The following is a 25,421-nucleotide window of genomic DNA, read 5'->3' on the forward strand; positions in this document are numbered from 1 at the left end:
CGTGGTAGCCGGTGGCTGCGTCGGTTAGCAGGTCGGCGTCGTGCGGGCGGAACCGGAGCGTGAGCGAGTCCGTGTCGGCGCGCGTGGCGACCGGGATCTCGCGGTCGTGCCCGCCGTGCAGGGCCCAGTGCACCGCACCGACGGCGTCGAGGAGCCGGTTGGACAGCCCCACCAAGTTCGCGCGTACTCCGTCTGCGGCCGACCGTAGATCTCCTGCGGGGTCCCGATCTGCTCGATCCGGCCGGCGCGTATGAGCGCGAGCCGGCCGAGCGCGAAGGCCTCGCTCTGGTCGTGGGTGACCTAGATGCCGCTGAACCCGACGGCCTGGTGCAGCTCGTGCAGGTCGTGCCGGACCTTGGCGTGCTGCAGGGCGTCGAGGTGGCTCAGCGGCTCGTCGAACAGCATGAACTTTGGCTTCGCGACCAGCCCGCGGGCCAGCGCGACCCGCTGCTGTCCGCCGGACAGCTCACCCGAGAAGCGCTGCAGGTAGGGCAGGCAGTCGACCAGACCGGCCGCGTTCTGCACCGCGTCGCCGGCGGCGAGCTCGGCCTTCATCTTCTGGGCGCGTAACGGGAACTCCAGGTTGCGCCGGACGTTCAGGTGCAGCCAGAGCGCGTAGTTCTGGAACATCGTCCCGATCTTGCACCGCTCCGGCGGCAGGTCCACGCCTCCGGCGGCGTCGAACACGCCTCCCCGGCGAGCCGGAAGAACTCCGCGCGAGGCTTCCCAGCCTCGATCCGCCCGAGCCGACGCTGATCTAGCGCGACCGTTCCCGCTGCGCCCGGCACATCGGCTCCAACCAGGTCGAGCGGCTGATCGCCGACTACCGGTCCGGCGCGCGGTGTACGAACTCTGTGACCGGTTCGGCTCGAGCGGCGAAAGGTCGACAGCATTCTCCGCCAGCACAGTGTGCCGATGCGCTGCCGCGGCGCCCCGCCTGATCAGGTCGACGACGCCAACCACCTCTTAGAACCGAGGCTGATCGCTAGCGCGAGTCGGTGCCTGCTTGGGCGTCAACCACACCACCATGCTGAACAAGCTCCGCGAACGCGGTATCCCACGCGAGACACTCACGGGCGTACGCGGGTCGAAGCAGGTGGTGCCAATGACCCGTCGTTCAGCTATGTCGACTCGATCACAGGTTCGGACGGGGTTGCTGTGGTTCACGCTGTTACGGTGATCATGGGCGTCGTCGTCGGCCTCACCATCATGTTCAGCTTCGGCAACGTCCTCAATCTCGCGCTAGGCTCGGCGTGCCTGCCTGGGTCGTGCCGCTGGTGGCTCCTGTGGTTGACCTCTCGATCCTCGGGCTTCTGCTCGGCACGCGGCACCTGGCGCTCACCAGTGCTTCGCCGGAGGTTCTGCGGCCTGCTCGCCGGCTGCTGATCTTCGCAAGCGTGGTCACGCTTTTGCTGAACATGGCAGAGCCTCTGGTCGCAGGCGAGTTTGCTGAAGCGGCGTTCGACGCGGTAGGGCCGCTCCTGTTGATTGGCTGGGAGGTCGGCCCTGGCCTCTTGGAAGCGATCGGCGCCGCAAGTGGTGGGCCAGCTGCAGCCGAAGTCGATCGACATGAGAAGGCTGTCCGTGCGGACGCGGATGACGGTGCGCCAGAGACCGGGCCCGAACTCCCAAGGACCTCCGCCGCAAGGTGACGAGCGAGCAGTCGTCGGGCCCACGCCGGAGACTCTCTTGGCTCAGGCCCGATGCGCGTGACCTGGCGAACGATCTCCTCCGCCTCGCGGCCCCCTCGCTCCCTCCAGGCCTGCGGACTAGGCCGTGTTTAGAAACCCTGGGCGGCGAGGGCACGTAGCCAGATGTTGATCGTCGCGATGTGCAGGGTGGCCTCGTAGCGCAGGGCGAGCTTGTCGTACCGGGTGGCGAGCGCGCGGTGCTGTTTGAGCAGGTTGATGCCGCACTCGACCGCGTGACGCTGCTTGTAGATCTGCTCGTCGAAGACCGGTGGACGCCCGCCGGCCGAGCCGCGTTTGCGCCGATGGGCCTGCTGGTCGACCTTGATCGGGATCGTTGCGGCGATCTTGCGGTCGCGCAGGTAGGCGCGGTTGGCCCGCGACGAGTAGGCCTTGTCCGCGAGCACCCGGTCTGGACGGGTCCGAGGACGTCCCGGCCCGATCCTCGCCACCCGCAGCGAGTCCAGAACGGGGATGAACTGCGGCGAGTCACCGCGATGACCTACGGTGACCAGCGCTGCGAGCGGGCCACGGCCCTGCTCACAGGCGAGGTGGATCTTCGTCGTCCAGCCACCTCGGGAACGACCGAGTCCGTGATCGGCCGGTTCGTCGCCGGGCGGCTCGACCTGCTCGTGCGGGCGACGGCAGGCCCCGGCGGCGTGCTGGTGGGCGCGGTTGATCGTGGAGTCGACCGAGACGTCCCAGCGGATCAACCCGCCGGCATCGGCCCAGGCCAGCAGCGTGGACCACACCAGCGTCCATACGTTCTGGCGCTGCCAGCGGCGGAACAGCGAGTAGATCGACTGCCAGTGCCCGTAGCGCTCGGGCACGTCGCGCCACGGGGCGCCGACGCGGGTGCGCCACCGGATCCCGTCGATCAGCTGGCGGTGGGGCCACTTCCGGGGCCAGCCTCGGCCCGTCGGGGCCGGGAGCAGCGGTTTCAGGATCCGCCACTGCCGGTCCGTCAGGTCCTTACGTGCTCCGATCGATAGGCTGCTCAACGAGGTCTCCGGGCGGGCGGTCTTCTTGGTCGTTGATCACCTACCGGAGACCTCACTCATGCCCGGGCAGCGACACGCGCCCGCCGCGACCCGCCTCGGCGACTTCGTAAACAGGTCCTAGCCTTCGCCGCCGAGATCCGGCATGTGCTGTTCGGGGTAGCGGGTGCCCTTGGCGGCCCCCTTCGGGATGAGCTCGTCGATGCGGACCAGGTCCTCACGGTCGAGTGTGACGGCTGTGCTGGCGATCATAGTCTCGATCTGCCAAGGTCGCCGCGACCCGATGATCGGGACGATGTCGTCGCCCTGAGCAGCGACCCAGGCGATGGCCACCTGGGCAAGCGTGGCGTGCTTCGCCTCGGCGATCTCCGCCAGGGCGGAGACCAGCGCGTCGTTGTGCTCGCGGTTGCCGGGCTGGAATCGCGGCATCATCGACAAGGCGCCGCCGGTCGCGCCGCTGCCTCCGATGAGGCCCTTGGCCAGGACTCCGTATGCGGTGATGCCGATGCCGAGCTCGCGGCAGACAGGGAGGACGTCGTCCTCGATGTCCCGGCTGAGCAGCGAGTACTCGATCTGCAGATCACTGATCGGCGCTGCGGCCGCGGCACGGCGAATGGTGTCGGAGTCCACCTCGCTCAGGCCGATGTGTCGGACGTATCCCTGCTCGACCAGCTCGGTGATCGCACCGATCGTATCCTCGATTGGCACCTGGGGGTCGAGCCGGGCGGGACGGTAGATGTCGACGTGATCCGTGCCCAGGCGCTGCAGCGAGTAGGTGAGGAAGTTGCGCACGGCAGCAGGGCGGGCGTCCTTCACCCCGGCCGGCATTCCGGCCGGGGTGAGCAACTCGCCGAACTTCACCGAGAGCACGGCGTCGTCACGGCTGCGCTCGCGCAGGGCACGCCCGACGAGGAGCTCGTTGTGGCCGGCCGCGTAGAAGTCCCCGGTGTCGAGTAGCGTGCCGCCGGCATCGAGGTAGGCATGGATGGTGCGGACACTCTTGTCGTCATCAGTGTGCCCGTAGGCGCCTGACATGCCCATGCAGCCTAGACCAGGCGAGGAGACGGCCGGGCCGCTGTGGCCGAGGCGGCGGGTGTGGAGCGTCGCGGAAGATGAATCGGTCATGCCATCAGCCTCTCCGGCTGCGCGTACGCCGACCAGGCCCGGTGTATCCAGGGAGAGGCCCTCCCTGGCTATCCAGTCTGACGCGGGCGATAGTGGAGGAATGATCGATCGGCACGGGCTCGCGGACTTCCTCCGTCGTAGGCGGGAACGTCTGCGACCAGCCGACGTCGGCCTGCCCGCTGGTGCTCGCCGTCGGACACCGGGTCTGCGGCGTGAAGAGGTCGCGCAGCTGGCCGGCATCTCCACGGACCACTACGCCCGGCTCGAACAGGAGCGCGGGTCGACCCCGTCGGAATCCGTCGTGGCCGCTCTGGCACGTGCACTGCGATGTGATCTGGACGAACGCGACCACCTGCTCCACCTCGCCGGATATTCGGCACCTCCCCGCCGAGCCGGACGGTACATACGCCCAGGGCTCATTGCCCTCGCGAGTCGTCTCGACGACGTGCCCGTCTGCATCTACACCGACCTCGGCGAGATCGTGTGGAAAAACGCCCTGCTCACTGCTTTGCTGGGCTACGGGGAGACAGCACCCGGCCGCGACAGCAACATGATTTGGCGCATGTTCACCGACCCGGCGGGACGCGCCCACGCCCCCGAAGAAGACTGGGCCCGTCTGGCCGCCGTACATGTCGCCGACCTGCGCGCCACGTACTCCCGACGCGGCGGCGACGCCGACGTCACTGCCCTGGTGAACGATCTGATCGAAGCCAGCACCGAGTTCCGCGAGCTGTGGCAGCGGCACGAGGTCGGCGTCCGCCGTTCTGACCTCAAGCGCACCATTCACCCCGAGGTGGGGACGATCGAGCTGCACTGCGAGGTCATGCTCACCCCCGATGCCGACCTCAACCTCCTCGCCTTCTTCCCTCTCGAAGGCACCGACGCCGCCGAGAAGCTCGAACTGCTGCGCGTCATCGGCACCCAGGACTTCCAGACGACCTCCTAGACCGGGGCGCGCAAGTCGCCCACCACCACTCAGTGAACAAGCGCATCAGAAAAGGCCTCCGTATGGCCGACATCGCAATCGCATGCTCGATCGACAACCGCCCCTGGTCCTGTAGCCAGCTCGCCATGGTGGAGTACGACCGCCATCGCCATGTGCTGCACGAAATGAAGAGGCTTGGAGCCACCATCGAACATGCCGGCGGCCGGCTCACCCACGACGAAATCGACTTCCTGAACGCCGCCGACGCCCGCACAGCCTGCATCACCGCACGTCAGTCGTACGGGGTCCACGGCATCACACATCTTTACAGGGACCTGTTGCGGGCATCCGACAGAATGTGGAAGGAGGTGAACGCGGGGCCCAGGAAGAAGGCTCCCATGCAGTTCGCCACCGCCGATGTCACAGTGACAGGGCTGAACATCGAGGAGCTTCGTGGCGCACTAGATACAGCGAGCCTGAGCCGCGACTACGCCTTGCTCAACCCAGACCACTACTTCATCGAAGAAAAAGGCGACGGTATGCACGCGATGGAGACATTCGGCATGTACGGCGCCCCGACCGAGATGCACCTCATTGCTGACCCGGCCATCCCGGTTCCCGTCGAACCGGCAGCTGGATATCTGATCCTCACGGCCGGCTCGACGAGCCTCGCCCGCGACGGCACCGAAATCAACGTCCTGGCATTCCACCAGTACAAGCCGCTAGAGAACGGTTTTACCGTCAAACTCGGCTCGCTCTACCCGGCGACGACACCGCAACAGATCGTCGAGGGACACAAGGTCCACATGGCTATCGAATTCTGGTCGATGTGCGAACTTGCGGCGGGTGTCGACGCCGGGCTGCGGCCGGCCTCCTGCTCCGAGTCCGCGTAACGTGCGGGCGGACTCGAAATTCATGCATCCGCGGCGTGTGCGGTCGCGCTGAAGCGGCACGAGTAGCGGGCTCGCGTCACGCGGGCCCGGCGCAGCGGCGATGCTCGGATGCCCTCTCGGTCGTCGTCGCCAACGATGCGGAGTTACGGTACGACCCGGGAGCGCGCCACGCCGTTACAGTGCATCTTCGGCGGCCGCCTGATAGACGCTTCGCACGAGCGGCCTGAATCCGAGCTCACGCGCGAGGGTGCCGTCGACGTGTCCCTTCCACGGGTTATCCAGGGGTTCGGCGGACTCTTTGTACTCCGCTCCGACGATACGTGCGATCTCGTAGACCGAAGTCGGAGCGTCGTCGGTGAGGTTGACGACCTTGTTGTCCATCGCGCCGGTCAGGGCGAGCTGCATCGCGGTTGCGATGTCGCGGTGGTGAATCAGGCTCATGGTTGCCGCGGGGTGCCAGCCCCACGAGCCCAGAAGCTGCGGCGCGGACTCCAGATGGCCGTCGCGGTCGCCGTAGACGAACGGGAATCGCAGGACACTCCACGTCAGTCCGCTTTGGCGCAGGAGGCCTTCCGCGATGATTTTGGTCGCAGGATAGGGCTGCTTCGCGTTGGCCGGGTCCTCTTCGCGGGCCGGCCGCGACAGGTCGTCGCTGTAGACGAGGTTGGTGCTGGCCATGATGACGCGCGCTTCGGGAGCGTGGGCCAGGACAGCCTCAATGAGGTTCTTCGTGCCTCCGACGTTCACCTGTTCGATCTTGACGGGGTCGGGGGTGCGCAGCACTGCGGCGAGGTGGATGACCACGGAAACACCTTGCGCGGCCCTCCGCAGGGTCGCCGGGTCGAGCAGGTCACCCTCGGCGGGAGCCACGCCCGCCGGGAGCGTCTTGCCGGGGCGGACGATCGCGCGACACTCTATGCCCGCGTCCACGAGACGTCGGAGCAGGCGCGTGCCGACCAGGCCGGTTCCGCCGGTGATGAGGACTGTCATGATCCGTTTCCCTTCGGGAAGAGGTTGGCGAGTTTGCTGGTTGCCGTGCGCAGCACGCGGGTGGTCGTCTCGATATCGACTCGGGCGATGCCGTCAAAGGCCGTCTCGAGGATGAGGGCGATCGGGTCGGGTAGCTCCCGCCAGAGTGCGGCACCGGCAGGGGTGGCGGTCAGCACCTTCTGGCGCTGATCGGTGGCATCAGGCTTCTGTTCGACCAAGCCCTTGCGGACAAGGGCGGCCACGACGCCCGTGAGTGTCGCGCGCTCGATCTGGAGCATGCGCCCGAGGTCGCGTTGCGAGGTCGGCCCCACGGTCATGAGCTGGTGCATGACGTACCACTGCGTGGGGCCGACGTCGTACGGGCGCAGGACGGCCTCCATTACAACCCGGGTTGCGAAGTAGTACTTCTTCGCCCATCCACCCGCGGACTGGCGTTCAGCATCCACCTCTTCGTTAGGCACCTAGCAACTATAGCTAGGTGCCTAACAATGTGTCAAGGGGCGATGGACATCACTGCGTGCCCGCGGCTTTCGACGCGGTGACCGACGTCTGCAGTTGCCGGGACAGCTGCCGTTATCGCGATGGATGCCCGGTGTCCCGCTTGCCAGCGAACCCCTGAACGTCGTGTCGGGCCTATCGTCGATCGCTCATTGCCGTCTCGTCGGGATGCTCGTCTCAACCGCGAACTGCCCTATCGGGCGCGACCGGACCGCGTTCGTTGAAGAGGGTGCGACGGCCTTGCTTGAATGGATTGCGCGACGCGCGAATCTCGCGATCGGAACCCTCTATGCGCACTCTCTCGCTGCATAGACCTGCTCGTTATGGGCGAGCAGCAGGATCACCGAGTTGATCGGCGACGTTGCGCCACGGGTTGTGCCGGCGAGACCTTCACCTGATGTTTATCAACCGGGCCGCCTTCGAGCGGATCGACCGCAGCCCGATCAATGCCCTGACCGAGCTGAGCCGCGCGACCGGGACGGGTGGGCTGCTCACAACCGCGCGCCGGCTGGGCGATGCCAACGTCACATAGACGTCGCTGAACATTAATGAGCCTTTGCCAAACTAGCGTTGAGGCTGGTCAGCGGGTGGGCGGCGTGGCGTGGCCTCCAATGGGTGAAGCTCCTGGTAGGGGGGTGATTGCCGAGATCACTCGCCCAACCAAGAGCTTCGAGGTGTTGTCCTACCCGTCCGCGATGACCGTGTCCAGCCGCGCGCTCGGCGTGCTGTCCGATGCCCTGCGAGCGCAGCGCAACCAGCGCCTGACCCGATGGCGCAAGTTCTCGCCGGGTCGACAGGCGTTGCTGGTGCTCGCGCATCTGAGTAAAGCGAGACCTACGCCGACCTGGCCTACGGCTTCGAGGTCGGGACCTCGACGGTCTACCGCGATATCCGTAAGGCCCCTCGCTGCGGTCCTGCAGACCCCGGATCCCGAACAGATCAATCGCGTCAACGTCGTCGGCACACGCAACCTGCTTGCCGCGATCCGGGCGCACGGCTCCCGCGCCGCGCGTGATCATGGCCAGCACTGGTCTCGTCTATGACTCCGACCTGCCCCGTCCAGCCCCGGAGGGCGATTCGACCGACGCGACGCAGCCCTACCCCGCCAGCAAGGTGGCTGCGGAGCTGGCGTGCTCGAGAGCGGACTGACCTACACCATCCCGAGGCTCGCATTCGTGTACGGCGACGACGACGGTCATCTGCAGTCCGCCCCGGGGCTTCTAGGTTCATGGAACTGGCACCCCGCCCAGACACTGAGCCTGGTCCACCACCGCGACATCGCAACCGCCGTGCAGCTCGCCCTCACCGGCGCGATGGACGGACGCACCGTGAACATCGCCGACGAGGGTTCCGCCACTGTCCTGGAGATCGCCCGCCTCGTCTTACCGACTACCCGGAGTCCGCGGAGCCGCCCGCCAATCCCTGGCGCGGGCACCTCGACGGCTCCCTCGCACGCGAGCTGGGCTTCAGACCCACCGTCCCGACGATGTACCGGGCCGCATCGGACGGCGCAATCTGAGGCACCGCCCCGATGGAGCCTCCGACCAGGGTGCCACCAGGACGGCCGAGACAGAGTCCATGCCTCGTGGGGGCTGGCTCGCCCCTTAGAGGTACTTCGGTGCCCGTCAGGACCTGGGCGGCTTCCCACAGGCGTGCAGCCACCGCGAGATCCGCAGCCTCGGCGCAGCGGCGTCCATTAACGCGAACGTTGCAATAGGACTGACCCAGAGACTATAGTATTTTGTCACGCGATCGTCGCGTACTGGTCTTCCACCTGCCGTCCGTCGAGAGGATCCCGAGTGACATCCGCTGAATCTGCCGAGGTGGTGCATGCGTCGTCGCCGCGCGAGACCCGCAAGGTCACGATCGCGGGGGCGATCGGGTTCTTCGTCGAGAACTACGACAACTCGGTCTACGGCTTTCTCGCCGGGATCATCGCGATCGTCTTCTTCCCCGAGGGGGCGGAAGGGGCCGCGCTGCTCTTCACCTTCGGCATCTTCGCCGTCTCGTTCGTCTTCCGTCCGGTCGGCGGGGTGCTGCTGGGGATCATGTCCGACCGGGTCGGTAGGCGCCCGGCCATGGTGTTGGCACTGACGCTGATGGCCGGGGCGACCACCGCGATCGGCCTGCTGCCGGGGTACGCCTCGTGGGGCGTCGGCTCGGTGCTGATCCTGCTCCTCCTGCGCCTCATCCAGGGCGTCTCGGTGGGTGGCGAGGTCTCTGCGGCCATGTCGTTCGTCGGCGAGCACGCGCCGCCGCGCAAGCGGGCCTTCCTCATGTCGTTCCCCCAGGCGGGCAGCACGCTGGCCAACCTCGCGGGCAGCGGCTCGGCTTTCCTCCTGACCTCGCTGCTGTCGGCGGAGGCCATGGAGAGCTGGGGCTGGCGCATCCCGTTCCTCATCGCGGCGCCGCTGGGCATCATCGGCTTCTACATCCGCCAGAAGCTCGAGGACACCCCGGCCTTCACCGCGATGCAGGAGGAGGGCAGGATCGCGCGTAACCCCCTGCGTGATGCGTTCGCCCGGGAGAACCGCCGGCGCCTCGTCCTGGCGTTCACCCTGCCGATGCTGAACAGCGCGGGCTTCTTCGTGATTTTCGTCTTCATGCCGACGTACCTCACGAGCCAGCTCCACTTCACGCGGCCTGCGGGTCTCCTCGTGGCCGCCGTGGCCCTGGCCTGCGCGACCGTGTGCATCCCGTTGTTCGCGCGGATCTCCGACCGCGTCGGGCGACGACCGGTCATGATCACGTCCTGTATGGCGATCATCGCGTTGTCCGTCCCCGCGTACCTGCTGCTCAACGCCGGTAGCGAGGCACTGGCAATCGTCTCCGGCGCGGTGCTCGGTATCGCGTTCGCGGGCAACTACTCGGTCATGCACCCGATGATGCTCGAGCTCTTCCCCTCGCGCGTGCGCACCACGGCCTACGCGCTGGGGTACAACGTCACCACCGCCGTGCTGGGTGGGGCCGCGCCGCTCATCCTGACCGCCCTCTACGGCTCGACGGGCAACCTGCTCCTGCCAGCCTTCTTCGTCATGCTGTCCGCGGTCGGGACGGCGATCGCGGCCTTCAAGAACGAGGAGACCAAGGGCCGTTCGTTGACCGACTTCGTCTAGAGGTCCTTGCCGGACGACCGGGTCCCCATCTCGGTCGGACCGGCCGGCAGTGATCCCCTCCGAACAACTCGCCCGGACCGAGGGTGACCAACACCTCGGTCCGGGCGGGACCATGAACGGACGGATCACGGTGCGGGCGAGCTGCCTCCAGGACTGGTCATCCGGCGCTCACACAGACCGACAACGTCCCCACCACCCGCGAGGTGGTGGGGACGTTTGGTGTCCGGGGCGCAGGCCGGGGGCTTCAAGGAGCGAGCGCGGCCGCCTGCTCCTCGGAGAGCGGGTCGACCGGCAGGCCACGCAGGAGGAAGAACAGCTTCGCCGTCTCCTCCAGCTCCTCGAGGGCGTCCATGGCCGCGGCGAGGCTCACTCCGGCGACGACCGGGCCGTGGTTGCTCAGCAGCATGGCGTGCCGCGTGGCCGCGGTGGCCTCCGCAAGCGCCTCCAGCGCGGGGTCGCCGGGAGCGTGGTACGGCAGCAGCGGCAGCCGGCCCACCCGCATCGCGTAGTACGCGGTCAGCGGCGGCAGGGCGTTCGTGACGTCCAGGCCGCTGAGGCAGGACACCGCAGCGCTGTGGGTGGAGTGCGTATGCACGACGGCCTGTGCGTCCGGCCGCGCGCGCAGCACCGCGGCGTGCAGAAACGCCTCCTTCGACGGCTTCGGGCCGGCGAGGTGCGCCCCGCGGTCGTCGACGAGCGACAAGTCCCCCGCCTCGACGGTGCCCAGGCTCGACCCGGTCGGGGTGACCAGGATGCCGTCCACCGTCCGGACGGAGATGTTCCCCGTGCTGCCGTGGGTCAGGCCCCGCGTGAACAGGGACCGCGCGGCCCGAACGACCTGGTCCGCGGCCTCCTCGGTCGGCGTCACGCGCTACCCTCCGATGCCGAGAGCAGCAGATCGGGATCGCCGAAGTTGCCCGACTTGAGCAGCACGTCGAGGTCCTGGTCCGTGTGGATCCACGGCACTCCGCGAGCGGCCTCCACGCCGACGATGCCGCCGCGGATGCCCAGTGCCGCCACCACCGACCCCGACGTCTCGCCGCCCGCTGCCACGAACCGGGTCACCCCGCGGTCACGCAGACCCTCCGCGACCCGCCCGATGGCAGCCTCGAGGATCTGCGCCGAGCGCTCCACCCCGAGCTTCTCCTGCACCTCGTGAAGCAGCTGCGGGGGCAGGGAGGAGTAGATCAACGGCGCTGGGCCGGGCGGGAGCGCGTCGTACCAGTCGAGGGCTTCCTGGGCGAGGTACTCGGGGTCGTCCGACTGGAGTGCGTTCAGCCGGTGGGCCGGGCGCTCCGCCCGCAGCACCTGGTCGATCTGCTCGAGCGTCCGGCGCGAGCAGCTGCCCGCGAGGACAGCGGCCCGGCCCTTCGGCGCGCTGTCCTCGCGGGTCCGCGACGTGGGGGCCGCGCCCCGGGCGCGTCCGATCGCGCCGGCGAGGCCGGCGGCGCCGGCCACGAGCGGCTCGCCGCGGACTGCCTGGGCGATCACGAGGAGGTCGGCGTCGGTCGCGGCGTCGGGGAACAGGTAGCGCTTCCTGCCACGGGCTGCCTCCACCTCTCTCCGGATCGCGGCCGGACCCCGCGTGACGACGTCGTGGCCGACGACGGCGCTGCCGCCCTCGGCCTGCGCGTCCATGAGCCTGGTGAGCGCGGAGTCCCGCATCGGGGTGAGCGGGTGGTTGCGCATGGACGACTCGGAGAGCAGCACGCTGTTGACGAAGAGATAGCCGTTGAACGTCGTCCGGCCGTGCTCGGGCGAGGCCGGTGTCGTCACCACGACGTCCGTCTGCACGAGCTCGACGAGGGCGTCGAGGACCGGCCCGATGTTGCCGTTCTCGGTGGAGTCGAACGTGCTGCAGTACTTGAAGTACAGCTGCTGCGCACCGAGTGCCCGCAGCGTGTGCGCGGCGCCGAGCGACTGTGCGACGGCGTCGTCGGCCGCGATCGTGCGGGACTTCAGCGCGATCACGACGACGTCCAAGCCCACATCGACGGCCGAGGGGGCGGGGGTACCAAAGTAGACACCGCACCGCATCCCGGTCCGGCGGAACGCCACGGCGACGTCGGTGGCCCCGGTGACGTCGTCGGCGATGACGCCGATCATCGGGCGACCTGATCGGAGGCGAGCCTGCGCAGGGCGGCCGCCGCGCTCTTGGGCCCGGACAGCACCGGGAGGCCGATGGTCTGCTGCAGGGCGTCGCCGGCCGGCGCGAGGGAGTACTGCGCGAGGAAGACGGCGTCGACGTCCGCGGGCCGGTCCACGCACGCCTCTACCAGCGCCGTGACCAGGGCGCCCTGGTCGCCGGCCCGGGACGCGGTCATCGCTGCGGGCACCGAGCGCCCGGTCACCCGGACAGTCACGCCGGCGGCACGCACCGCCGCCTCCAGGCGCTGCACCGAGTCGTCCCGCGCGTTGTCGAAGGAGGCCAGGACGAGCACGGACGCGTGGCCGGCGGCGGCGATGTCGGCGAAGGCCGCCTCGTCCGGGGCCATAACCGGCACGGCGGCGTCCGTCTGCTGCGCGACCGGTCCGTAAAGCGAGCAGGTCAACAGCACCCCGTCCACGTCCTCCGCCACGGCGTGCGCGATCAACCGCTGCATGCGCAGACGCAGGACGTCGTCCAGGCCCCCGCGGCTGTCCGCGTCCGCGAGCAGCCGGTCGTCGAGAATGTTCCAGACCACCGCGTCGGGCAGGGCCGCCCGCAGCGCGGCCTCCGCGGGCGCGATGGCCGCGGGCACGGCGCTGATCAGCGCGATCTTGGGGGCAGCGCTCATCTCGCGAGCTCCTTCATCCAGGTGAGCCCGGCCACGGTCTCGGTGGCGGGGCGGTACTCACACCCGATCCAGCCGTCGTACCCGGAGGACTCGATGACCCGGAACAGGGTGCCGTACGCGATCTCGCCGGTGCCGGGCTCGGTGCGCCCGGGCACGTCGGCGATCTGCAGGTGGAGTGTGACGTCGCGGTGCTTCTCGAACGTCCGCACGAGGTCGCCCTCGTCGATCTGGAGGTGGTAGAAGTCCAGCAGGAGCCCAACGGCGTCGTCGCCGACGGCCTCCACGACGGCGGCGGCGCGGTCCTGCGAGGTGAGCACGAAGCCGGGCGCGTCGCGCTTGTTCTGCGTCTCGAGCAGGAGCCGGACCCCCGTGCCGCGAGCCTGCTCGGCCGCCCAGGCGATGTTGGCCACGTATCGCGCGAAGGCGCGGTCCGGGCTCACGCCCTCCGGCACGATCCCGGCCACGACGTGCAGGAACCTCGCCCCGAGGGCGGTCGCGTACTCCAGTCCGCGCCGCACGCCGTCGCGGTACTCCTCGACGAGGTCGGGGAAGCAGGCGTTGCCGGAGCGCGTGGACGAGCCCGCCGGGCCCATCGGCGTGTTGATCAGGACCTGTTCGAGGCCCGCATCGTCGAGCAGGGTGCGCAGCCGCCGCGCGTCGTACTCGTACGGGGACGGGTACTCGACCCCGGCGAAGCCAGCGCGGGCGGCGGCAGCGAACCGCTTGGGGAACGGCAGCTCGGTGAACAGCCACCTAAGGTTCGCGTCGAAGCGGAGGCCGGTCATGACGCGTGCGCCCGGCTCACCGGCTCGAGTTCGGTCACCAGGTACGCCTCCTGCGCCTCCGGGCTGCCGAGGAACTCGACGAACGCCGCCACATCCGGGTTCTCCGCGGACGCAGCCGCCGTCCCAGCCGAGAACTCCGTCCATCTCTGCAGTTCGTCGGGAAGCGGACCGACGATTTCGGCACCGGCGACATACAGGAGCTCGCTGAGCTGCTGCACGGCGAGATCGGCCGCACCGCTCTCCAGAGCCGTCGCGGTGAACCCCTTCTCGAGCGCGGTGGCCCTGGGGAGCACGGCGTCGTCGATGCCGAGCCGCTTCACCAGCTCGACGAAGTAGATGCCGCTCTGGCCAGTCTGCGAGTAGGCGACCGAGCGGGCCGCCGTTAGTGCGGACACGAGCTCGTCCGTCGTCCCGACCGCGGGGTGCGCGGCGCCGCGGGCCACGGCGAGGCCGATCCCGGCCCTGGCGATCGGCCGCGGACCGGGCGCGACGACGCCCCGCGCGACGAGGTCGTCGAACGACCGGGTGGCCGCGATCATGACGTCGAAGGTCTCACCGGCGTCGAGGCGCCGGAGCAGCTGCACCGTGGGGTCGTACACGGGGACGACCTCGACCCCAGTGCGTCCGGTGAAGGCAGCGAAGAGGTGGTCGTCGAACGCCTTGCGCGTCGCCAACCCGCTCATCATGACGATGGATCGGCCGGCCATGGTCAGTCCTCCTTGCTCGGTGGTTGGGGGCGGCGGCGCGCGCCCGGCGCCGCCATGCGGCGATGCCGAGCGCGTCCGCCAGGAGCACGTCCTCCTGTGCGGCCTCGTCAGCGGTCACCCACCCGCTCGGCGAACGAGACGATCGCCTCGACCAGCTCGTGCGGCTTCTCCTCCGGGATGTAGTGCCCGCTATCACGGATGACGGTGCCGTTGACGTCGACACCGAGCGAGCGCATGTCGTTGTGCAGGCCCGGTGCGGAGCCGACCTCTCCCCCGATGGCGAGGATCGGCACCTGGATCTGCGTTTTCTGCAGCTCCTTGTTCCGCTGGGCGTTCTCGGCCACCGCGCGGTAGTACCCGAGGCTCCCGCGGATGCCGCCCGGGGCCGCCAGGGTGCGGGCGTACTCCGCGATGTCGGCATCGGTGAAGGTCTCGCGCCAGCTCGCGGTCTTGCGGGCGAAAAACCACTCGATGAGGATGCGCTCGCGGCCCGCGAGGAGTGCCTCGGGCAGGTCGGGCAGCGCATTGAACAGGAAGTGCCACTGGCGCCACCCGTCCAGGCCCGTGGACACCGTCTCCGGCAGCGAGATCCCGGCGATGTTGCCGTCCACGAACACGACGCCCCTGAGCGACTCTGGGTAGCGGTGGGCGAACGGGAAGCTGACCCACGAGCCGATGTCGTGCCCGACCAGCAGGTAGCGCTCCAGGCCGAGCTCGGCCAGCAGGTCGTGCAGCCGCTCGGCGGTGGTCCAGGTGTCGAAGCCGCCCGCCGGCGCCTCGGAGTCGCCCTGACCGGGCAGGTCGACGGCGACGACGTGATGGCTCCCGGCGAGCAGCGGGATCACGTGGCGCCAGGCGTGGATGTTCTGCGGGAAGCCGGCCACAAGCACGATCGTCGGCCCGCTGCCCGCTTCGATCACGTGCCAGCGCAGTCCGCTCGCGTGGACCGTCCGGTGGCGCGGCCGGCCGGCGGGGCCGGGCCGGCTGCTCGCCGGCCCGGCCCCGCCCTTCTCGGTCGAAGCCACGGTCAGCTGTGCTCGGGGATGTACGCGACGGCCTCGATCTCGATGCGCAGGTCCGGGTCGGACAGCGGGGCGACGATCGTCGAGCGAGCGGGGTACGGCTTCGTAAAGTACTCGCGGTAGACGGCGTTCATCGGCTGGAACAGGGTGGCGTTGAGCAGGAACACGGTCGTCTTGACGACGTCGTCCAGGGTGCCGCCCGCCGCCTCGACGCCCGCCTTGATGTTGTCCAGGACCGCGCGCGTCTCCTCCGCGAAGTCGCCTTTGACCAGCGTCCCGTCGGCGCGGACGGCAATCTGCCCGGACAGGTAGACCATGTCACCCGCGCGCACGACGTGGGTGAGCGGAACCTCGAGCGGAGCGATGCCCTTGGCGGGGATTTCCTTGGCCATGATCAGGTTTCTCCTAGTTTCGTGGGATCGGCGAGAGATGTCGGTCTCGGGTCGCGCTGTCGAGACCATGGGGACGAGGCCGAGGTTCAGCCCGTCTTCGTCCAGAGCTGGGAGGGGTCGACGTCGAGGAGGCCGCCCTTCTCGGCGGCGGCCCAGAAGGCATGGTCCGCATGGTGCACGACGCTGTTCAGCAGGCTGCGGTAGACGAGCTCACCCTCCCCCGAGTGACAACCACAGATGTGGGCGAGCTCCTCGGGCAGACCGACGGTCAGCGCGATGTGCACCCCGTACACCGAGTGCCGGATCGAGGGCAGACCGGTCCTGCCCGGGTCCGCCTTCCAGCGCGCCTGGTTGGCCGGGCTGTTCTCGAAGGGCTTGCCGAGATCGTGCAGGGCTCCCCCGGCGTAGAGCATGTCGCGGCTCATCCCGAGGGGGCCGAGGACCCGCTGCAGCTCCTCGCCGAGCGCGACGGTCAGCAGCGCCACGCCCCGGACGTGCGTGGCCTGATTGCCCTCGCGCAGGGCCGGCGAGTCCGGGTTCGCCGAGCCGGGCATGTCCTCGATGCGTTCGAACTCGGTCTCGCTCAACGAGAGCGCCCACGCGTCGACGATCTTGTCCGCGAGGCCCTGGTCGGAGAAGTCCTCCAGCTCGGGCAGGCTTGCGAGGACGCCGGGACGGAGAGCTTTCGGATCAACCATGTCCCTATACTATAGCAACGAGCAGAAAGGTGTAGTACCTTCTCGATCGTGGAGACCGTGAGCGACGCCCTGGACCGACCTGCCCCTCACACCCTGCACGACCTGAGCGACGATCTAGCGGCCAATCGGTATTCGGCAGTCGATGTAGTGGATCACTTCCTGCGACGGATCGACGACACGGCCGACTCGATCCGCGCGTTCGTCGAGGTCTTCCACGACAGCGCCCGTCGACAGGCGAAGGAGAGCGACGAGCGACGCCTGGCCGGTCGCCCACGCTCGGAGATCGACGGGATCCCCTTCGCCGTGAAGGACATCATCGGGATCGCCGGGCAGCGGATGTACGCCGGGTCCGGTGCCGTGGACATCGTCCCGACCTCCGACGCGCCGGTCATCGCGCAGCTGCGCGCCGCCGGCGGGATCATCCTCGGCACGACCCGGATGCACGAGCTGGCCTACGGCCCGTCGGGCCTCAACGATTTCGACGGTGGCGCCTACAACCCGTGCTACCCGGAGATCATCCCGGGTGGCTCCAGCAGCGGCTCCGCGGCGGCCGTCGCAGGTGGCCTCTCCCCGATCGCCTTCGGCTCCGACACGGGCGGCTCGATCCGTGCTCCCGCCTCCCTCTGCCAGATCGTCGGATTCAAACCCAGCTATGGACTGCTGTCGACCGAGGGCGTTCACCCCACGGCCCCCACCCTCGACCACGTCGGCTTCCTGGCTGCCTCGGTCGACGACGTGCGCATCGCGATGCGCGTGTTCGGCGACGTCCCGATCATCGACGGACCTGGAAGGGGTCGCCGACTCGCGGTGTTCGACGAACCCGACCTGACCGTCGACCCGGCAATCGCGACGGCCCTGCGGCGCGCGCTCGACACACTGTCGAACTGCGGATGGCGGATCGAAGCTGTCACGGCACCCAGCGGATTCGATGTCATGGACGTGTCCAGCACGATCATGGCCTATGAGGCTTACCGGGTGAACCGGGAGCGGCTGGAGACGGTGCCCGAGCGCCTGGGCGCCGACGTGCGCGAGCGGTTGCAGGACGGCTCCCGCGTCACCAGCGGGCAGTACGAACGAGCCTTGCACGAGGTGGACCGGGTGCGCACCGAGGTCGGCGTGCTCGCCGAGGGCTACGACGCGCTGGTCAACCCGACCATCCCGATCACCGGGCCGACCCGGGAGGACGCGGTCAGGGAGGACGTGCGTCGCATGCTGATGCGCAACACCCGGCTGCAGAATCTGCTCGGCGCGCCTGCGATCTCGCTGCCCGGCGCCGAGGACGGCCCCGCCCCATGGGGCATCCAGCTATTCTCGGTGCGCGGTCGTGACACAGAGCTCCTGGCGACCGCCGCGGCCGTCGCCGCGGGTCTCGCAACACCCCGGCCCACACAGTGCATGACCTGACATCGTCGCGTCGCGCGATCTGGGAGATAGTATAGTTAGGTGGGGTGTCCTTGCGGCACAACGGACAAGCTCTGCAGTCCGCCCGCGAGCGTCGTCGACGAAGCTTGGGGGTTTGGTTCCTTGGCGAGGGTTCCTCTTGCGGATCGCATGTACGAGGTGCTGCTCACGCAGCTCATGGACGGGACGCGTAAACCTGGCGAGCCGCTGAACATCGGCGCGCTTGGTCGTGAGCTGGAGGTCAGCCAGACTCCCCTCCGCGAAGCCCTCGCGCGACTGGAGCACTCGGGGCTCGTGCAGCGCGAGGCGCTCCGCGGCTACTTCGTCGCGCCCGCGTTCACTCACCGCGAGATGACGAAGTTGGCCGCTGCACGCGAACTGATCGAACCGGCGATCGCCGCCGAGAGTGCGCTGCGCCGCACCCCAGAGTTCTTGGCAGAGTTGGCAGTCACCATCCAGGAACTCGCCGACTCAGCCGAGACCGCCGACACCGACTCAGAGGGGTTCCGCCTGTACTGGACGTCGGATGCCCGCTTCCACACGCTGATCGCAGCGCAGGCCGACAACCCGTTCCTGGAGAGCGCGTTCCAGGCGCTCAGCGGGCCTGTGCAGCGGTTTCGCCTGTTCATGAAGGCCGGGCACGCGCATGCTGAGCGCGCCGCGGCGGAACACCAGCGCATTCTCGACGCCCTCGCTCAAGGCGATCCCATCGCCGCGTCGGCGGAGATGCTCTCCCACGTCAGAGCAGCTTCCGAGCGCGCGCTGAAGGAACACCCCGAGTCACGATGACAGGCAGAGCCGAACGTTGCCCGCTCCCGGGCTCCACCACTCGCACGACGCGAGTGAACTCGCACCAGGAGCGGATCCACTCCTGAGGGTGCTCACGCCGCGCGAGCACCGACCCAGGAGAGGCAAACAACGTCGTCGCACGAAGCGACGGCAGCGCGACGGCGGGTTCGGCGAGGGTGCGGCCCGGGCTCATCGCGTGACCCAATAGGCGCGGCCGCCCAGGTCTGGACGAGGCGGTAGCGCGGCGGGCGGTATCCGCGAAATGGACCTCCCACCGCGGGGGCGCCGGACGGCCCGCGCCTCCCGATCTGAGCTTGGCCCCGTAGGCCGGACACCGACGGTGTGGGGTCAGTGGTCGTGGTCGGGCGGGGTGTGGGCTGCTTCGTAGTCGACCGGGGAGAGCATCCCGAGACTGGAATGGCGTCGGCGCGGGTTGTACCAGGACTCTATCCACTCGAATATTGCCGTGGCAAGCTGGTGGCAAGTTCTCCATCTTCGTGAGTCGAGAAGTTCCAGTTGCATCGTGCCCCAGAACGACTCGACCATTGAATTGTCGTAGCAATCGCCGATCGAGCCCATCGAGCCGACCAGGCCGGCGTCGGTGAGGCGCTTCCCGAAGGCCCATGAGGTGAATTGCGACCCGTGGTCGGAATGCAAGATCGCCGAATGCGGCTCAGGGCGCCGGCGGGTGATCGCCATGCCGAGCGCGTCGACCACGAGTGCGGTGCGCATGTTGTCGTCGATGGACCAGCCCACCACCCGGCGCGAGTAGGCGTCGAGCACGGCCGCGCAGTACACCTTCCCGTCGTCGGTGGGGTGCTCGGTGATGTCGATACACCACAGCTCGTCCGGGCCCTCGACGACGAAGTCCCGGTCGACCAGGTCGGCGTACCGATCGGCATGCGTGTCCCGCAGCGTGCAGCCGCGGCGGCGACGCCGGTACAAGCCCTGGATCCCGGCCTCGCGCATGAGCCGGGCGACCCGCTTGTGGTTGACCGCGAACCCGAGTCCGAGGGTCAGCTCCGCGTGCACCCTCGGCCAGCCGTAGGTGGACCGGGACTCAGCGTGAATCTTCTCGATGTGTTTGAGCAACAGTTCGTTCTCCTGCGCGCGAGGCGACTTCACCCCAGAACACCATTCGTAGTAGCCCTGGCGGCGCACGCCAAGGACCCGGCAGGTCACCGCGACCGAGAATCCGTCGTCGGCGAGTTCACGGACCAGCGGGAAAACTACTTTGGGAGGACGTTCTCCCGGGCGAAATACGCGGCCGCACGCTTGAGGATCTCGACTTCGACCTCGAGTCGCCGCTTCTCTTTGCGCAGCTCGGCGAGCTCGCGTTTCTCGTCACTGGTCAACCGCGACTCGCTGCGGCCCTCGTCAGCGTCGGCCTGGGCGAGCCAGTTCCGCAGGCACGACTCGGAGATCGACAGGTCCTTGGCGATCTCGGCAACGGTCTTGACCTTCGAGCGGGCAAGGTCGACGGCGCACTGCCGGAACTCCGGCGGGTGAGGAGCGGGCACGAACGACATCCTTCCCGGCGGACGGCATCCGCCTCAGAAGAGGTGTCCGGTGTCAGGGGGCCAAGCTCAAGCCGCCCGCGATCACGGCATCCTCGACGCCCTGTCTACAGCCGAGGTGAAGGTGATCGCGGACAACGGCTACCGCGGCTCCGGATTCGAGGTCCCGCAGCGTCGGCGACCGAAGGACCCCGAGACCGGTAAGCGGCGAAAGTTGTCGCGCAACCAGAAGGACGTGAACTCCGCTCACTCCCGTCAGCGCGGGCCCGGCGAGCGAGCGAACGCCCAGCTCAAGACCTGGCGCGTGCTACGCAAGATCCGCTGCTGCCCACGGCGGGCCACCGACCTGGTCAAGGCCGTCTTGGTCCTCATCCTCGCTGGCTGACGCCAAGTGGAGAGACCTCAATAATCCGGTACGAGGAGGCCGACCGCGACGGTGAGGCGGCGGATGTAGGCGTCGCGGGAGTCCACCTCGTGTTTGAGGCCAAGCGAGGTACTGATCAGGGTCTGGGCTATGTCGAGGGCAGCCTGGGCGCCGGTCGCGGGAGCGAGTGTGTCGACGATCAGTTGCCGGAAGCGGGCGGGGGCCGTGTGGACAATCTCGCCGAGGAGGTCCGGATTGTCGTCGATGACGTCCTCGACGTCCCGCGCGGGGCCGACGTAGCGGCCGGTCCAGTGGTCGAACGCGTCCACGACGCGGCGGCGTAGCGGCTGTTCGGTCGACGCGAGCGAGCGTTCCGCCGCGGCGAGGTCCTGCTCGAGGGCGCGTGTCGCCGCCGCGCGGAACAGCTCCTGCTTGGAGGAGAACAGGAAGTAGAGGCCCGGCCGGGAGATCTTCGCCTCGCGCGCGACCTCGTTCATCGAGGTCTTCCGATAGCCGTAGCGGGCGAAGCTTTGCAACGCCGACTGCAACACGCGATCGCGACGCCCGGTCTCCTCCGACGCTGCTGTCACGCTGACGAGCCTACGCAAGCTAGTCGAACTAGACGGATATTGCCTCATCTGTATAGTCGGGTTATGACTCGGGCCCTGTTGACCACTCCGTTCTCCGCGGCCAGCACCACCGACGAGGTGCTGGCGGGACACGATCTGACCGGCATACGCGCCGTCGTGACCGGGGCGTCGTCCGGTCTCGGGGCCGAGTCGGCCCGCGCCTTGGCGGCCGCCGGTGCCCAGGTGACCCTCGCCGTTCGCAATACCGAGGCCGGCGCGGCCACGGCCGCCGCCATCGCGAGGTCGGTCGGCGCGGCACCCGCGGTGGTCCCGCTGGACCTCGCGGACCGTTCCTCGGTCACGCGGTTCGTCGAGTCGTGGAGCGGTCCGCTGCACCTGCTGCTCGCTAACGCCGGGGTGGTCAGCGGAGGTCTCGAGCGCACGGCCGAGGGGTGGGAGTTGCAGTTCGCCACCAACCACCTCGGCCACTTCGGCCTGGTCACAGGTCTTCGCCGCGCGCTCGGCGCGGGTGCCGCGGACCGGGGTGCGGCCCGAGTCGTCGTGGTGAGCTCGACCGCGCACATGCGCGCCGACGTGGACTTGGACGACCTGCACTTCGACCGCCGCGCCTACGACCCCCAGATCGCCTACGCACAGTCGAAGACCGCGAACTCCCTGTTCGCGGTTGGTGTAACCCAGCGGTGGGCCCAGGACGGCATCGTCGCGAACACTGTCAATCCTGGTGGTGTCGCCACCGGGCTGCAGCGGAACTTCACGCAGAGCCAGAAGGACTCCCTGGCCGCCGCGGAGGCTGCGGGCGTGTTCACCTACAAGACGGTCGAGCAGGGCGCGGCGACGAGCATGGTGGCCGCGGTCGACCCGCGGCTGGCCAGCTCGGGGGGCCACTACCTCGACGACTGCCAGGAGGCCTACGAGGTCCCGGACGACGCCGACCTCGCCGACCATCCCCACGGCGTCAAGGCCTGGGCTCTCGACCCCGACCGTGCCGACCGCCTCTGGAGGGTGTCTACGCAGCTATTGTGCGCATGACCGCCGTGGTGCCCTCTTTTCATCGTACCCGGCCGGGATGTTGGTGACGGCGGGTTGGGCGCAACGCGGGACTTCACCTCACTCGGGAGGGCGTGCCGTCGGTGTCGGGCTTGCGCGGCATGCTGCGGCAGTCGAGCGGCGTCGCCGGAGTCACGGTCCTGACCGGAACAACTCCAAGGAGCGTTGGCCCGGCCGGAACGCAGGCGATCCGCTACCTCGTGCTCGCGGGGCATCCTCCTCGCACTCCTCCCGCTGATGCCCTGCCTGCCCGATCACAAAGGCCGTTGGTGATGCGGTAGAGCGCCGGGTGCGGGCGGCGTTGGTCAGCGCCGTCCGCTGGCCGAGAAGGGAGGTGACGGCGGGGGCCAACTCGGTCTGTCTTGCTCTTCAACCCGACCCAGCCCATCACCTGCCCTGATGCGCCCATCAACGACTGTTGCCACAGCCCGAACTCGGACACATCACGCCAGAACAGTCCGCACCGGTAGCGGTCGATGATCCCTTCGATCTCGCGGCGGCCGCCGCGAACTGACATCCACGACGACCAGCGGACGAAGGCGGCAGAAGGGGCGATCAGCACCCACTGAGAGTCGGTCAGTAACGCAGTCCGCGACACCAATCAAGGATCTACGCCGACCTCGCCGCCGGCTTCGCGGTCGGCACGACAGTGTTCCGCTACATCCGCGAAGCCCTCGACGTCCTTGCCGCGCTAGCACCGTCGCTGGCCGAGGCGATAACCGTCGCCGTGCGCAAGGCGTTCGTGATCGTCGACGGCACCCTGCTGCGGATCGATCGGGTCGGCATGGGCTCTGGCCGCGACCGGCCCTACTACCCCGGCAAACACAAGTGCTGCCACGGAGGGAATGTGCAGGTCATAGCCTGCCCGGCCGGGCGGCTGTTCTGCGCTTCGGCCGCACTACCCGGCGCCCGGCACGATATGGGCGCCGCCCGCGAACACGGTATCCTCGACGCCCTGCGCGCGGCGGGAGTTCGGGTGATCGCCGACAACGGCTACCGAGGCGCCGGGTTCGAGGACCCGCAGCGCGGCGGCGCCGTCGTGATCCGGACACCGGCCAGCGGCCGCGAATCTCGCGCAACCAACGCGATGTCAACGCCGCCCACGCCCGCCAGCGCGGGCCCGGGGAGCGGGCCAACGCTCAGCTCAAGAGCTGGACGATCCTACGCAAGATCCGCTGCTGCCCCGACGAGCGACCCAGCTCGTCAAGGCAGTCCTCCCCGTCATCCACGCCGGATCACCCCAAGTGGAAAAGGCTCAATGGTGCAGGGTAGCGACTTCGCCTCGCTCCTTCCCCGCCGCCTTGCTCTTCGCCTCGAGCAGGATCTCGACATGGCCTCGCTCGAGCCACCGGGTCTGCTTCTCGACGTCAGCACGAGCACCTCCGGAGCGCGCGCACCGAGAACCACCCGGCTGTAGCTGGCTCCGGGAAAGGTCTTGGAGCCAGCCCGTGAGCTCGGTTAGCTCCGTCGGCTCGCGGAGTCGGCCGGAACGGGTTGTTGTTCTGCCGCTCGCATGCGGAGCGCTGCCCGCTGGATCTTGCCGCTCTCGGTCTTCGGCAGCTCGTCGACGAAGTGCACCCGGCGCGGGTACGCATGCGCCCCGTACTGATTCCGGACGAGCCCTTGGAGATGGTTCACCAGTTCCGCGGATGGTTCGACGGCCGTTCGCAGGACGACGAAGGCCTCGATGACCTCGCCCCGGAGGTCGTCCGCGGTCGAGACACAGGCCGCTTCAACCACTGCCGGATGGTTGAGCAATACCGACTCGACGTCGAACGGGCCGATTCGGTAGCCGGCCATGATGATGACGTCGTCGTCCCGGGACGAGAAATGAAAGTAGCCGTCTCCGTCACGTCGGGCGAGGTCCCCGGTCACGTACCAACGGCGGTCGCGGCTGAAGCGTTCGGCAGTGGCCCGCGGATCGTTCCGGTAACCCTCGAACCACATCAGCGGACTGGCCCGCACATCGATCACCAGCCGACCGATCTGGTCCGGGCCGACGACCTCGTCCCGGTCCTCGGCGAGGACGGCAGCCGTCCAGCCCGGAAGCTCCTGTCCCATGCTCCCCGGCCGGATCTCCCGGGAAACGGCGGGATGGTGGTGGTTGCCGAGGACCATGCCCAGCTCCGTCTGGCCGTAGTGGTCACGGATCGCCGTCCCGAACTCCCTCCTGGACCACTCGACCACATCAGGATTGAGCGGCTCACCCGCACTCGACACCCGGCGCAGAGCGAGGTCGCCGCCTGGTCGACCGGAGGCGCGCAGGGCCCGGAAGACGGTCGGCGTCGCCGCGAGGTTAGTTACGCCGTACTCGGCGAGCACCCGCCAGGTCTCCTCGACGGTGAACTTGCTCGCGACCAGCACCGACCGCCTGCCGACCAGCAGCGGCGCCACGACGGCGTTGTACAGCCCGTAGGCCCAGCCCGGATCCGCCACGTTCCAGTAGACGTCGTCGCCGGTCACGCCCAGGCCGTAGGTGAGGTAGCACTCGAACGAGGCCAGGGCCCGGACCGGAACCTGTACCTCCTTCGGGCGCCCGGTGGTGCCCGAGGTGAACAGCACGATCATGGGGCCGTCCGGCCCGACGGCCACGGGCGCCGTGGTGGGCGGGCCATGGAGCAGGTCGGCGAACCGGACGTCACCGTCGCACAGGGTCCCGCCGGTGTTCACCACGCGCCACGACGGCCGGCCCCCGAGCTCGGTACCAGGTTCGAGCTTGTGGCGCTCGTGCTCGTCACACACGACCACGCGCACGTTCGCCCGGCGGAGCCGGTCGCCGACCGCGCCCGGCCCGAAGGCGGTAAACAGGGGCAGGTACACCGCCCCGAGCCGCCAGACAGCCAGCAGCGTCGTCACCAGGTCGAGGCCCTTGGACATGAGCGTCGCGACGTGGTCCCCCCGCCCGACCCCCAGGGAGGCGAGACCGCTCGCGAGACGCGCCGACCGGTCGTGGAGCTCGCCGTAGGTCAGATCCGCACTCAAGCCGTCGCGACCGCGAACCGTGAAGGCGACGGACGCCGGATCGTGCCTGTCGCACAACAGCTCCGCGACACAAGCTCCCGGCAGACCGGACGGGTGCTCACGGTAGTCGTCGATCAT

General features: G+C 68.7%; 27 protein-coding genes and 1 pseudogene. 11 read left to right on the forward strand and 17 right to left on the reverse strand.

Going from position 1 to position 25,421, the window contains the following annotated elements:
* Nucleotides 1–300 precede the first annotated feature (300 nt).
* Nucleotides 301–687: an ATP-binding cassette domain-containing protein gene (locus ACFQH9_RS04240; RefSeq protein ID WP_379564380.1), complete on the reverse strand. Its 387-nt coding sequence runs from the start codon at nucleotides 685–687 to the stop codon at nucleotides 301–303.
* 566 nt (nucleotides 688–1,253) lie between these two features.
* Here ACFQH9_RS04240 and ACFQH9_RS04245 point away from each other — a divergent pair.
* Nucleotides 1,254–1,652 (forward strand): hypothetical protein, encoded by a 399-nt coding sequence (locus tag ACFQH9_RS04245; protein ID WP_379564382.1) that lies wholly within the window; start codon nucleotides 1,254–1,256, stop codon nucleotides 1,650–1,652.
* Nucleotides 1,653–1,780: 128 nt separating this feature from the next.
* Here ACFQH9_RS04245 and ACFQH9_RS04250 read toward each other — a convergent pair whose 3' ends face one another.
* Together ACFQH9_RS04250 and ACFQH9_RS04255 are read right to left on the reverse strand one after the other, a co-directional pair.
* Nucleotides 1,781–2,689, reverse strand: coding sequence for an IS5 family transposase (locus ACFQH9_RS04250; protein ID WP_379564384.1), 909 nt, complete (start codon nucleotides 2,687–2,689; stop codon nucleotides 1,781–1,783).
* Nucleotides 2,690–2,806: 117 nt separating this feature from the next.
* Nucleotides 2,807–3,727, reverse strand: coding sequence for an aldo/keto reductase (locus tag ACFQH9_RS04255; RefSeq protein ID WP_379564548.1), 921 nt, complete (start codon nucleotides 3,725–3,727; stop codon nucleotides 2,807–2,809).
* A 184-nt stretch (nucleotides 3,728–3,911) separates the two neighbouring features.
* Between ACFQH9_RS04255 and ACFQH9_RS04260 the strand changes: the two genes are divergently transcribed.
* Nucleotides 3,912–4,757, forward strand: a complete 846-nt coding sequence (locus ACFQH9_RS04260; RefSeq protein WP_379564386.1) for a helix-turn-helix transcriptional regulator — start codon at nucleotides 3,912–3,914, stop codon at nucleotides 4,755–4,757.
* A gap of 32 nt (nucleotides 4,758–4,789) precedes the next feature.
* Nucleotides 4,790–5,629, forward strand: a complete 840-nt coding sequence (locus tag ACFQH9_RS04265; protein ID WP_379564388.1) for a hypothetical protein — start codon at nucleotides 4,790–4,792, stop codon at nucleotides 5,627–5,629.
* A 174-nt stretch (nucleotides 5,630–5,803) separates the two neighbouring features.
* Here the strand turns inward: ACFQH9_RS04265 and ACFQH9_RS04270 are convergent, their stop codons facing one another.
* Nucleotides 5,804–6,619 (reverse strand): NAD-dependent epimerase/dehydratase family protein, encoded by an 816-nt coding sequence (locus ACFQH9_RS04270; protein WP_379564390.1) that lies wholly within the window; start codon nucleotides 6,617–6,619, stop codon nucleotides 5,804–5,806.
* On the reverse strand, nucleotides 6,616–7,080 hold the full coding sequence (locus ACFQH9_RS04275) for a MarR family winged helix-turn-helix transcriptional regulator (RefSeq protein ID WP_379564392.1): 465 nt from the start codon (nucleotides 7,078–7,080) through the stop codon (nucleotides 6,616–6,618). The genes ACFQH9_RS04270 and ACFQH9_RS04275 overlap by 4 nt, the downstream gene beginning before the upstream one ends.
* A gap of 434 nt (nucleotides 7,081–7,514) precedes the next feature.
* Between ACFQH9_RS04275 and ACFQH9_RS04280 the strand changes: the two genes are divergently transcribed.
* The 3 genes from ACFQH9_RS04280 to ACFQH9_RS04290 all read left to right on the forward strand — a co-directional run bounded on the left by ACFQH9_RS04280 (nucleotide 7,515) and on the right by ACFQH9_RS04290 (nucleotide 10,233).
* Complete coding sequence (locus tag ACFQH9_RS04280) at nucleotides 7,515–7,649, forward strand: hypothetical protein (protein WP_379564394.1); 135 nt, start codon at nucleotides 7,515–7,517, stop codon at nucleotides 7,647–7,649.
* A gap of 103 nt (nucleotides 7,650–7,752) precedes the next feature.
* Entirely contained in the window at nucleotides 7,753–8,160 is a 408-nt protein-coding gene (locus ACFQH9_RS04285) for a hypothetical protein (RefSeq protein ID WP_379564396.1), read from the forward strand.
* Nucleotides 8,161–8,916: 756 nt separating this feature from the next.
* A complete protein-coding gene (locus tag ACFQH9_RS04290; RefSeq protein WP_379564398.1) occupies nucleotides 8,917–10,233 on the forward strand; it encodes an MFS transporter in 1,317 nt (438 codons plus the stop codon).
* 244 nt (nucleotides 10,234–10,477) lie between these two features.
* On the opposite strand, the gene otnC is transcribed toward ACFQH9_RS04290, so the two are convergent.
* The 8 genes from otnC to ACFQH9_RS04330 all read right to left on the reverse strand — a co-directional run bounded on the left by otnC (nucleotide 10,478) and on the right by ACFQH9_RS04330 (nucleotide 16,614).
* A complete protein-coding gene (gene otnC, locus ACFQH9_RS04295; RefSeq protein ID WP_379564400.1) occupies nucleotides 10,478–11,101 on the reverse strand; it encodes a 3-oxo-tetronate 4-phosphate decarboxylase in 624 nt (207 codons plus the stop codon).
* Complete coding sequence (otnK, locus tag ACFQH9_RS04300; protein WP_379564402.1) at nucleotides 11,098–12,339, reverse strand: 3-oxo-tetronate kinase; 1,242 nt, start codon at nucleotides 12,337–12,339, stop codon at nucleotides 11,098–11,100. The genes otnC and otnK overlap by 4 nt, the downstream gene beginning before the upstream one ends.
* Nucleotides 12,336–13,010 carry a hypothetical protein gene (locus ACFQH9_RS04305; RefSeq protein ID WP_379564404.1) on the reverse strand — a complete coding sequence of 225 codons (675 nt, stop codon included), beginning with the start codon at nucleotides 13,008–13,010 and terminating at the stop codon, nucleotides 12,336–12,338. Before ACFQH9_RS04305 ends, otnK begins: the two co-directional genes overlap by 4 nt.
* Nucleotides 13,007–13,795, reverse strand: a complete 789-nt coding sequence (locus ACFQH9_RS04310) for a hydroxypyruvate isomerase family protein (protein WP_379564406.1) — start codon at nucleotides 13,793–13,795, stop codon at nucleotides 13,007–13,009. Before ACFQH9_RS04310 ends, ACFQH9_RS04305 begins: the two co-directional genes overlap by 4 nt.
* Nucleotides 13,792–14,502: a substrate-binding domain-containing protein gene (locus ACFQH9_RS04315; RefSeq protein WP_379564408.1), complete on the reverse strand. Its 711-nt coding sequence runs from the start codon at nucleotides 14,500–14,502 to the stop codon at nucleotides 13,792–13,794. Before ACFQH9_RS04315 ends, ACFQH9_RS04310 begins: the two co-directional genes overlap by 4 nt.
* A 107-nt stretch (nucleotides 14,503–14,609) precedes the next feature.
* A complete protein-coding gene (locus ACFQH9_RS04320) occupies nucleotides 14,610–15,527 on the reverse strand; it encodes an alpha/beta fold hydrolase (RefSeq protein ID WP_379564410.1) in 918 nt (305 codons plus the stop codon).
* 2 nt (nucleotides 15,528–15,529) lie between these two features.
* Nucleotides 15,530–15,916 carry a RidA family protein gene (locus ACFQH9_RS04325; protein WP_379564412.1) on the reverse strand — a complete coding sequence of 129 codons (387 nt, stop codon included), beginning with the start codon at nucleotides 15,914–15,916 and terminating at the stop codon, nucleotides 15,530–15,532.
* A gap of 86 nt (nucleotides 15,917–16,002) precedes the next feature.
* On the reverse strand, nucleotides 16,003–16,614 hold the full coding sequence (locus ACFQH9_RS04330; RefSeq protein WP_379564414.1) for an HD domain-containing protein: 612 nt from the start codon (nucleotides 16,612–16,614) through the stop codon (nucleotides 16,003–16,005).
* 57 nt (nucleotides 16,615–16,671) lie between these two features.
* Here ACFQH9_RS04330 and ACFQH9_RS04335 point away from each other — a divergent pair, with 57 nt between their 5' ends.
* Nucleotides 16,672–18,018 (forward strand): amidase, encoded by a 1,347-nt coding sequence (locus ACFQH9_RS04335; RefSeq protein WP_379564416.1) that lies wholly within the window; start codon nucleotides 16,672–16,674, stop codon nucleotides 18,016–18,018.
* A gap of 147 nt (nucleotides 18,019–18,165) precedes the next feature.
* A complete protein-coding gene (locus ACFQH9_RS04340; protein WP_379564418.1) occupies nucleotides 18,166–18,804 on the forward strand; it encodes a GntR family transcriptional regulator in 639 nt (212 codons plus the stop codon).
* A 348-nt stretch (nucleotides 18,805–19,152) separates the two neighbouring features.
* Here the strand turns inward: ACFQH9_RS04340 and ACFQH9_RS04345 are convergent, their stop codons facing one another.
* Together ACFQH9_RS04345 and ACFQH9_RS04350 are read right to left on the reverse strand one after the other, a co-directional pair.
* Nucleotides 19,153–20,025, reverse strand: a complete 873-nt coding sequence (locus ACFQH9_RS04345) for an IS3 family transposase (protein WP_379564550.1) — start codon at nucleotides 20,023–20,025, stop codon at nucleotides 19,153–19,155.
* An 8-nt stretch (nucleotides 20,026–20,033) separates the two neighbouring features.
* Entirely contained in the window at nucleotides 20,034–20,324 is a 291-nt protein-coding gene (locus ACFQH9_RS04350) for a transposase (RefSeq protein WP_379564420.1), read from the reverse strand.
* Between the two features lie 49 nt (nucleotides 20,325–20,373).
* Here ACFQH9_RS04350 and ACFQH9_RS04355 point away from each other — a divergent pair, with 49 nt between their 5' ends.
* The gene (locus tag ACFQH9_RS04355) at nucleotides 20,374–20,706 is read left to right on the forward strand and encodes a transposase family protein (RefSeq protein ID WP_379564422.1); all 333 of its coding nucleotides are present in this window, start codon (nucleotides 20,374–20,376) and stop codon (nucleotides 20,704–20,706) included.
* Nucleotides 20,707–20,723: 17 nt separating this feature from the next.
* On the opposite strand, the gene ACFQH9_RS04360 is transcribed toward ACFQH9_RS04355, so the two are convergent.
* Entirely contained in the window at nucleotides 20,724–21,275 is a 552-nt protein-coding gene (locus tag ACFQH9_RS04360; protein WP_379564424.1) for a TetR/AcrR family transcriptional regulator, read from the reverse strand.
* Nucleotides 21,276–21,338: 63 nt separating this feature from the next.
* Between ACFQH9_RS04360 and ACFQH9_RS04365 the strand changes: the two genes are divergently transcribed.
* Complete coding sequence (locus ACFQH9_RS04365; RefSeq protein WP_379564426.1) at nucleotides 21,339–22,304, forward strand: SDR family NAD(P)-dependent oxidoreductase; 966 nt, start codon at nucleotides 21,339–21,341, stop codon at nucleotides 22,302–22,304.
* Between the two features lie 628 nt (nucleotides 22,305–22,932).
* Nucleotides 22,933–23,429 (forward strand): annotated as a pseudogene (locus ACFQH9_RS04370) (transposase family protein); the annotation flags it as partial.
* A gap of 351 nt (nucleotides 23,430–23,780) precedes the next feature.
* Here ACFQH9_RS04370 and ACFQH9_RS04375 read toward each other — a convergent pair.
* Nucleotides 23,781–25,421 (reverse strand): AMP-binding protein, encoded by a 1,641-nt coding sequence (locus tag ACFQH9_RS04375; RefSeq protein WP_379564428.1) that lies wholly within the window; start codon nucleotides 25,419–25,421, stop codon nucleotides 23,781–23,783.

Source organism: Pseudonocardia lutea (genome assembly GCF_042658055.1).
Classification (GTDB): domain Bacteria; phylum Actinomycetota; class Actinomycetes; order Mycobacteriales; family Pseudonocardiaceae; genus Pseudonocardia; species Pseudonocardia lutea.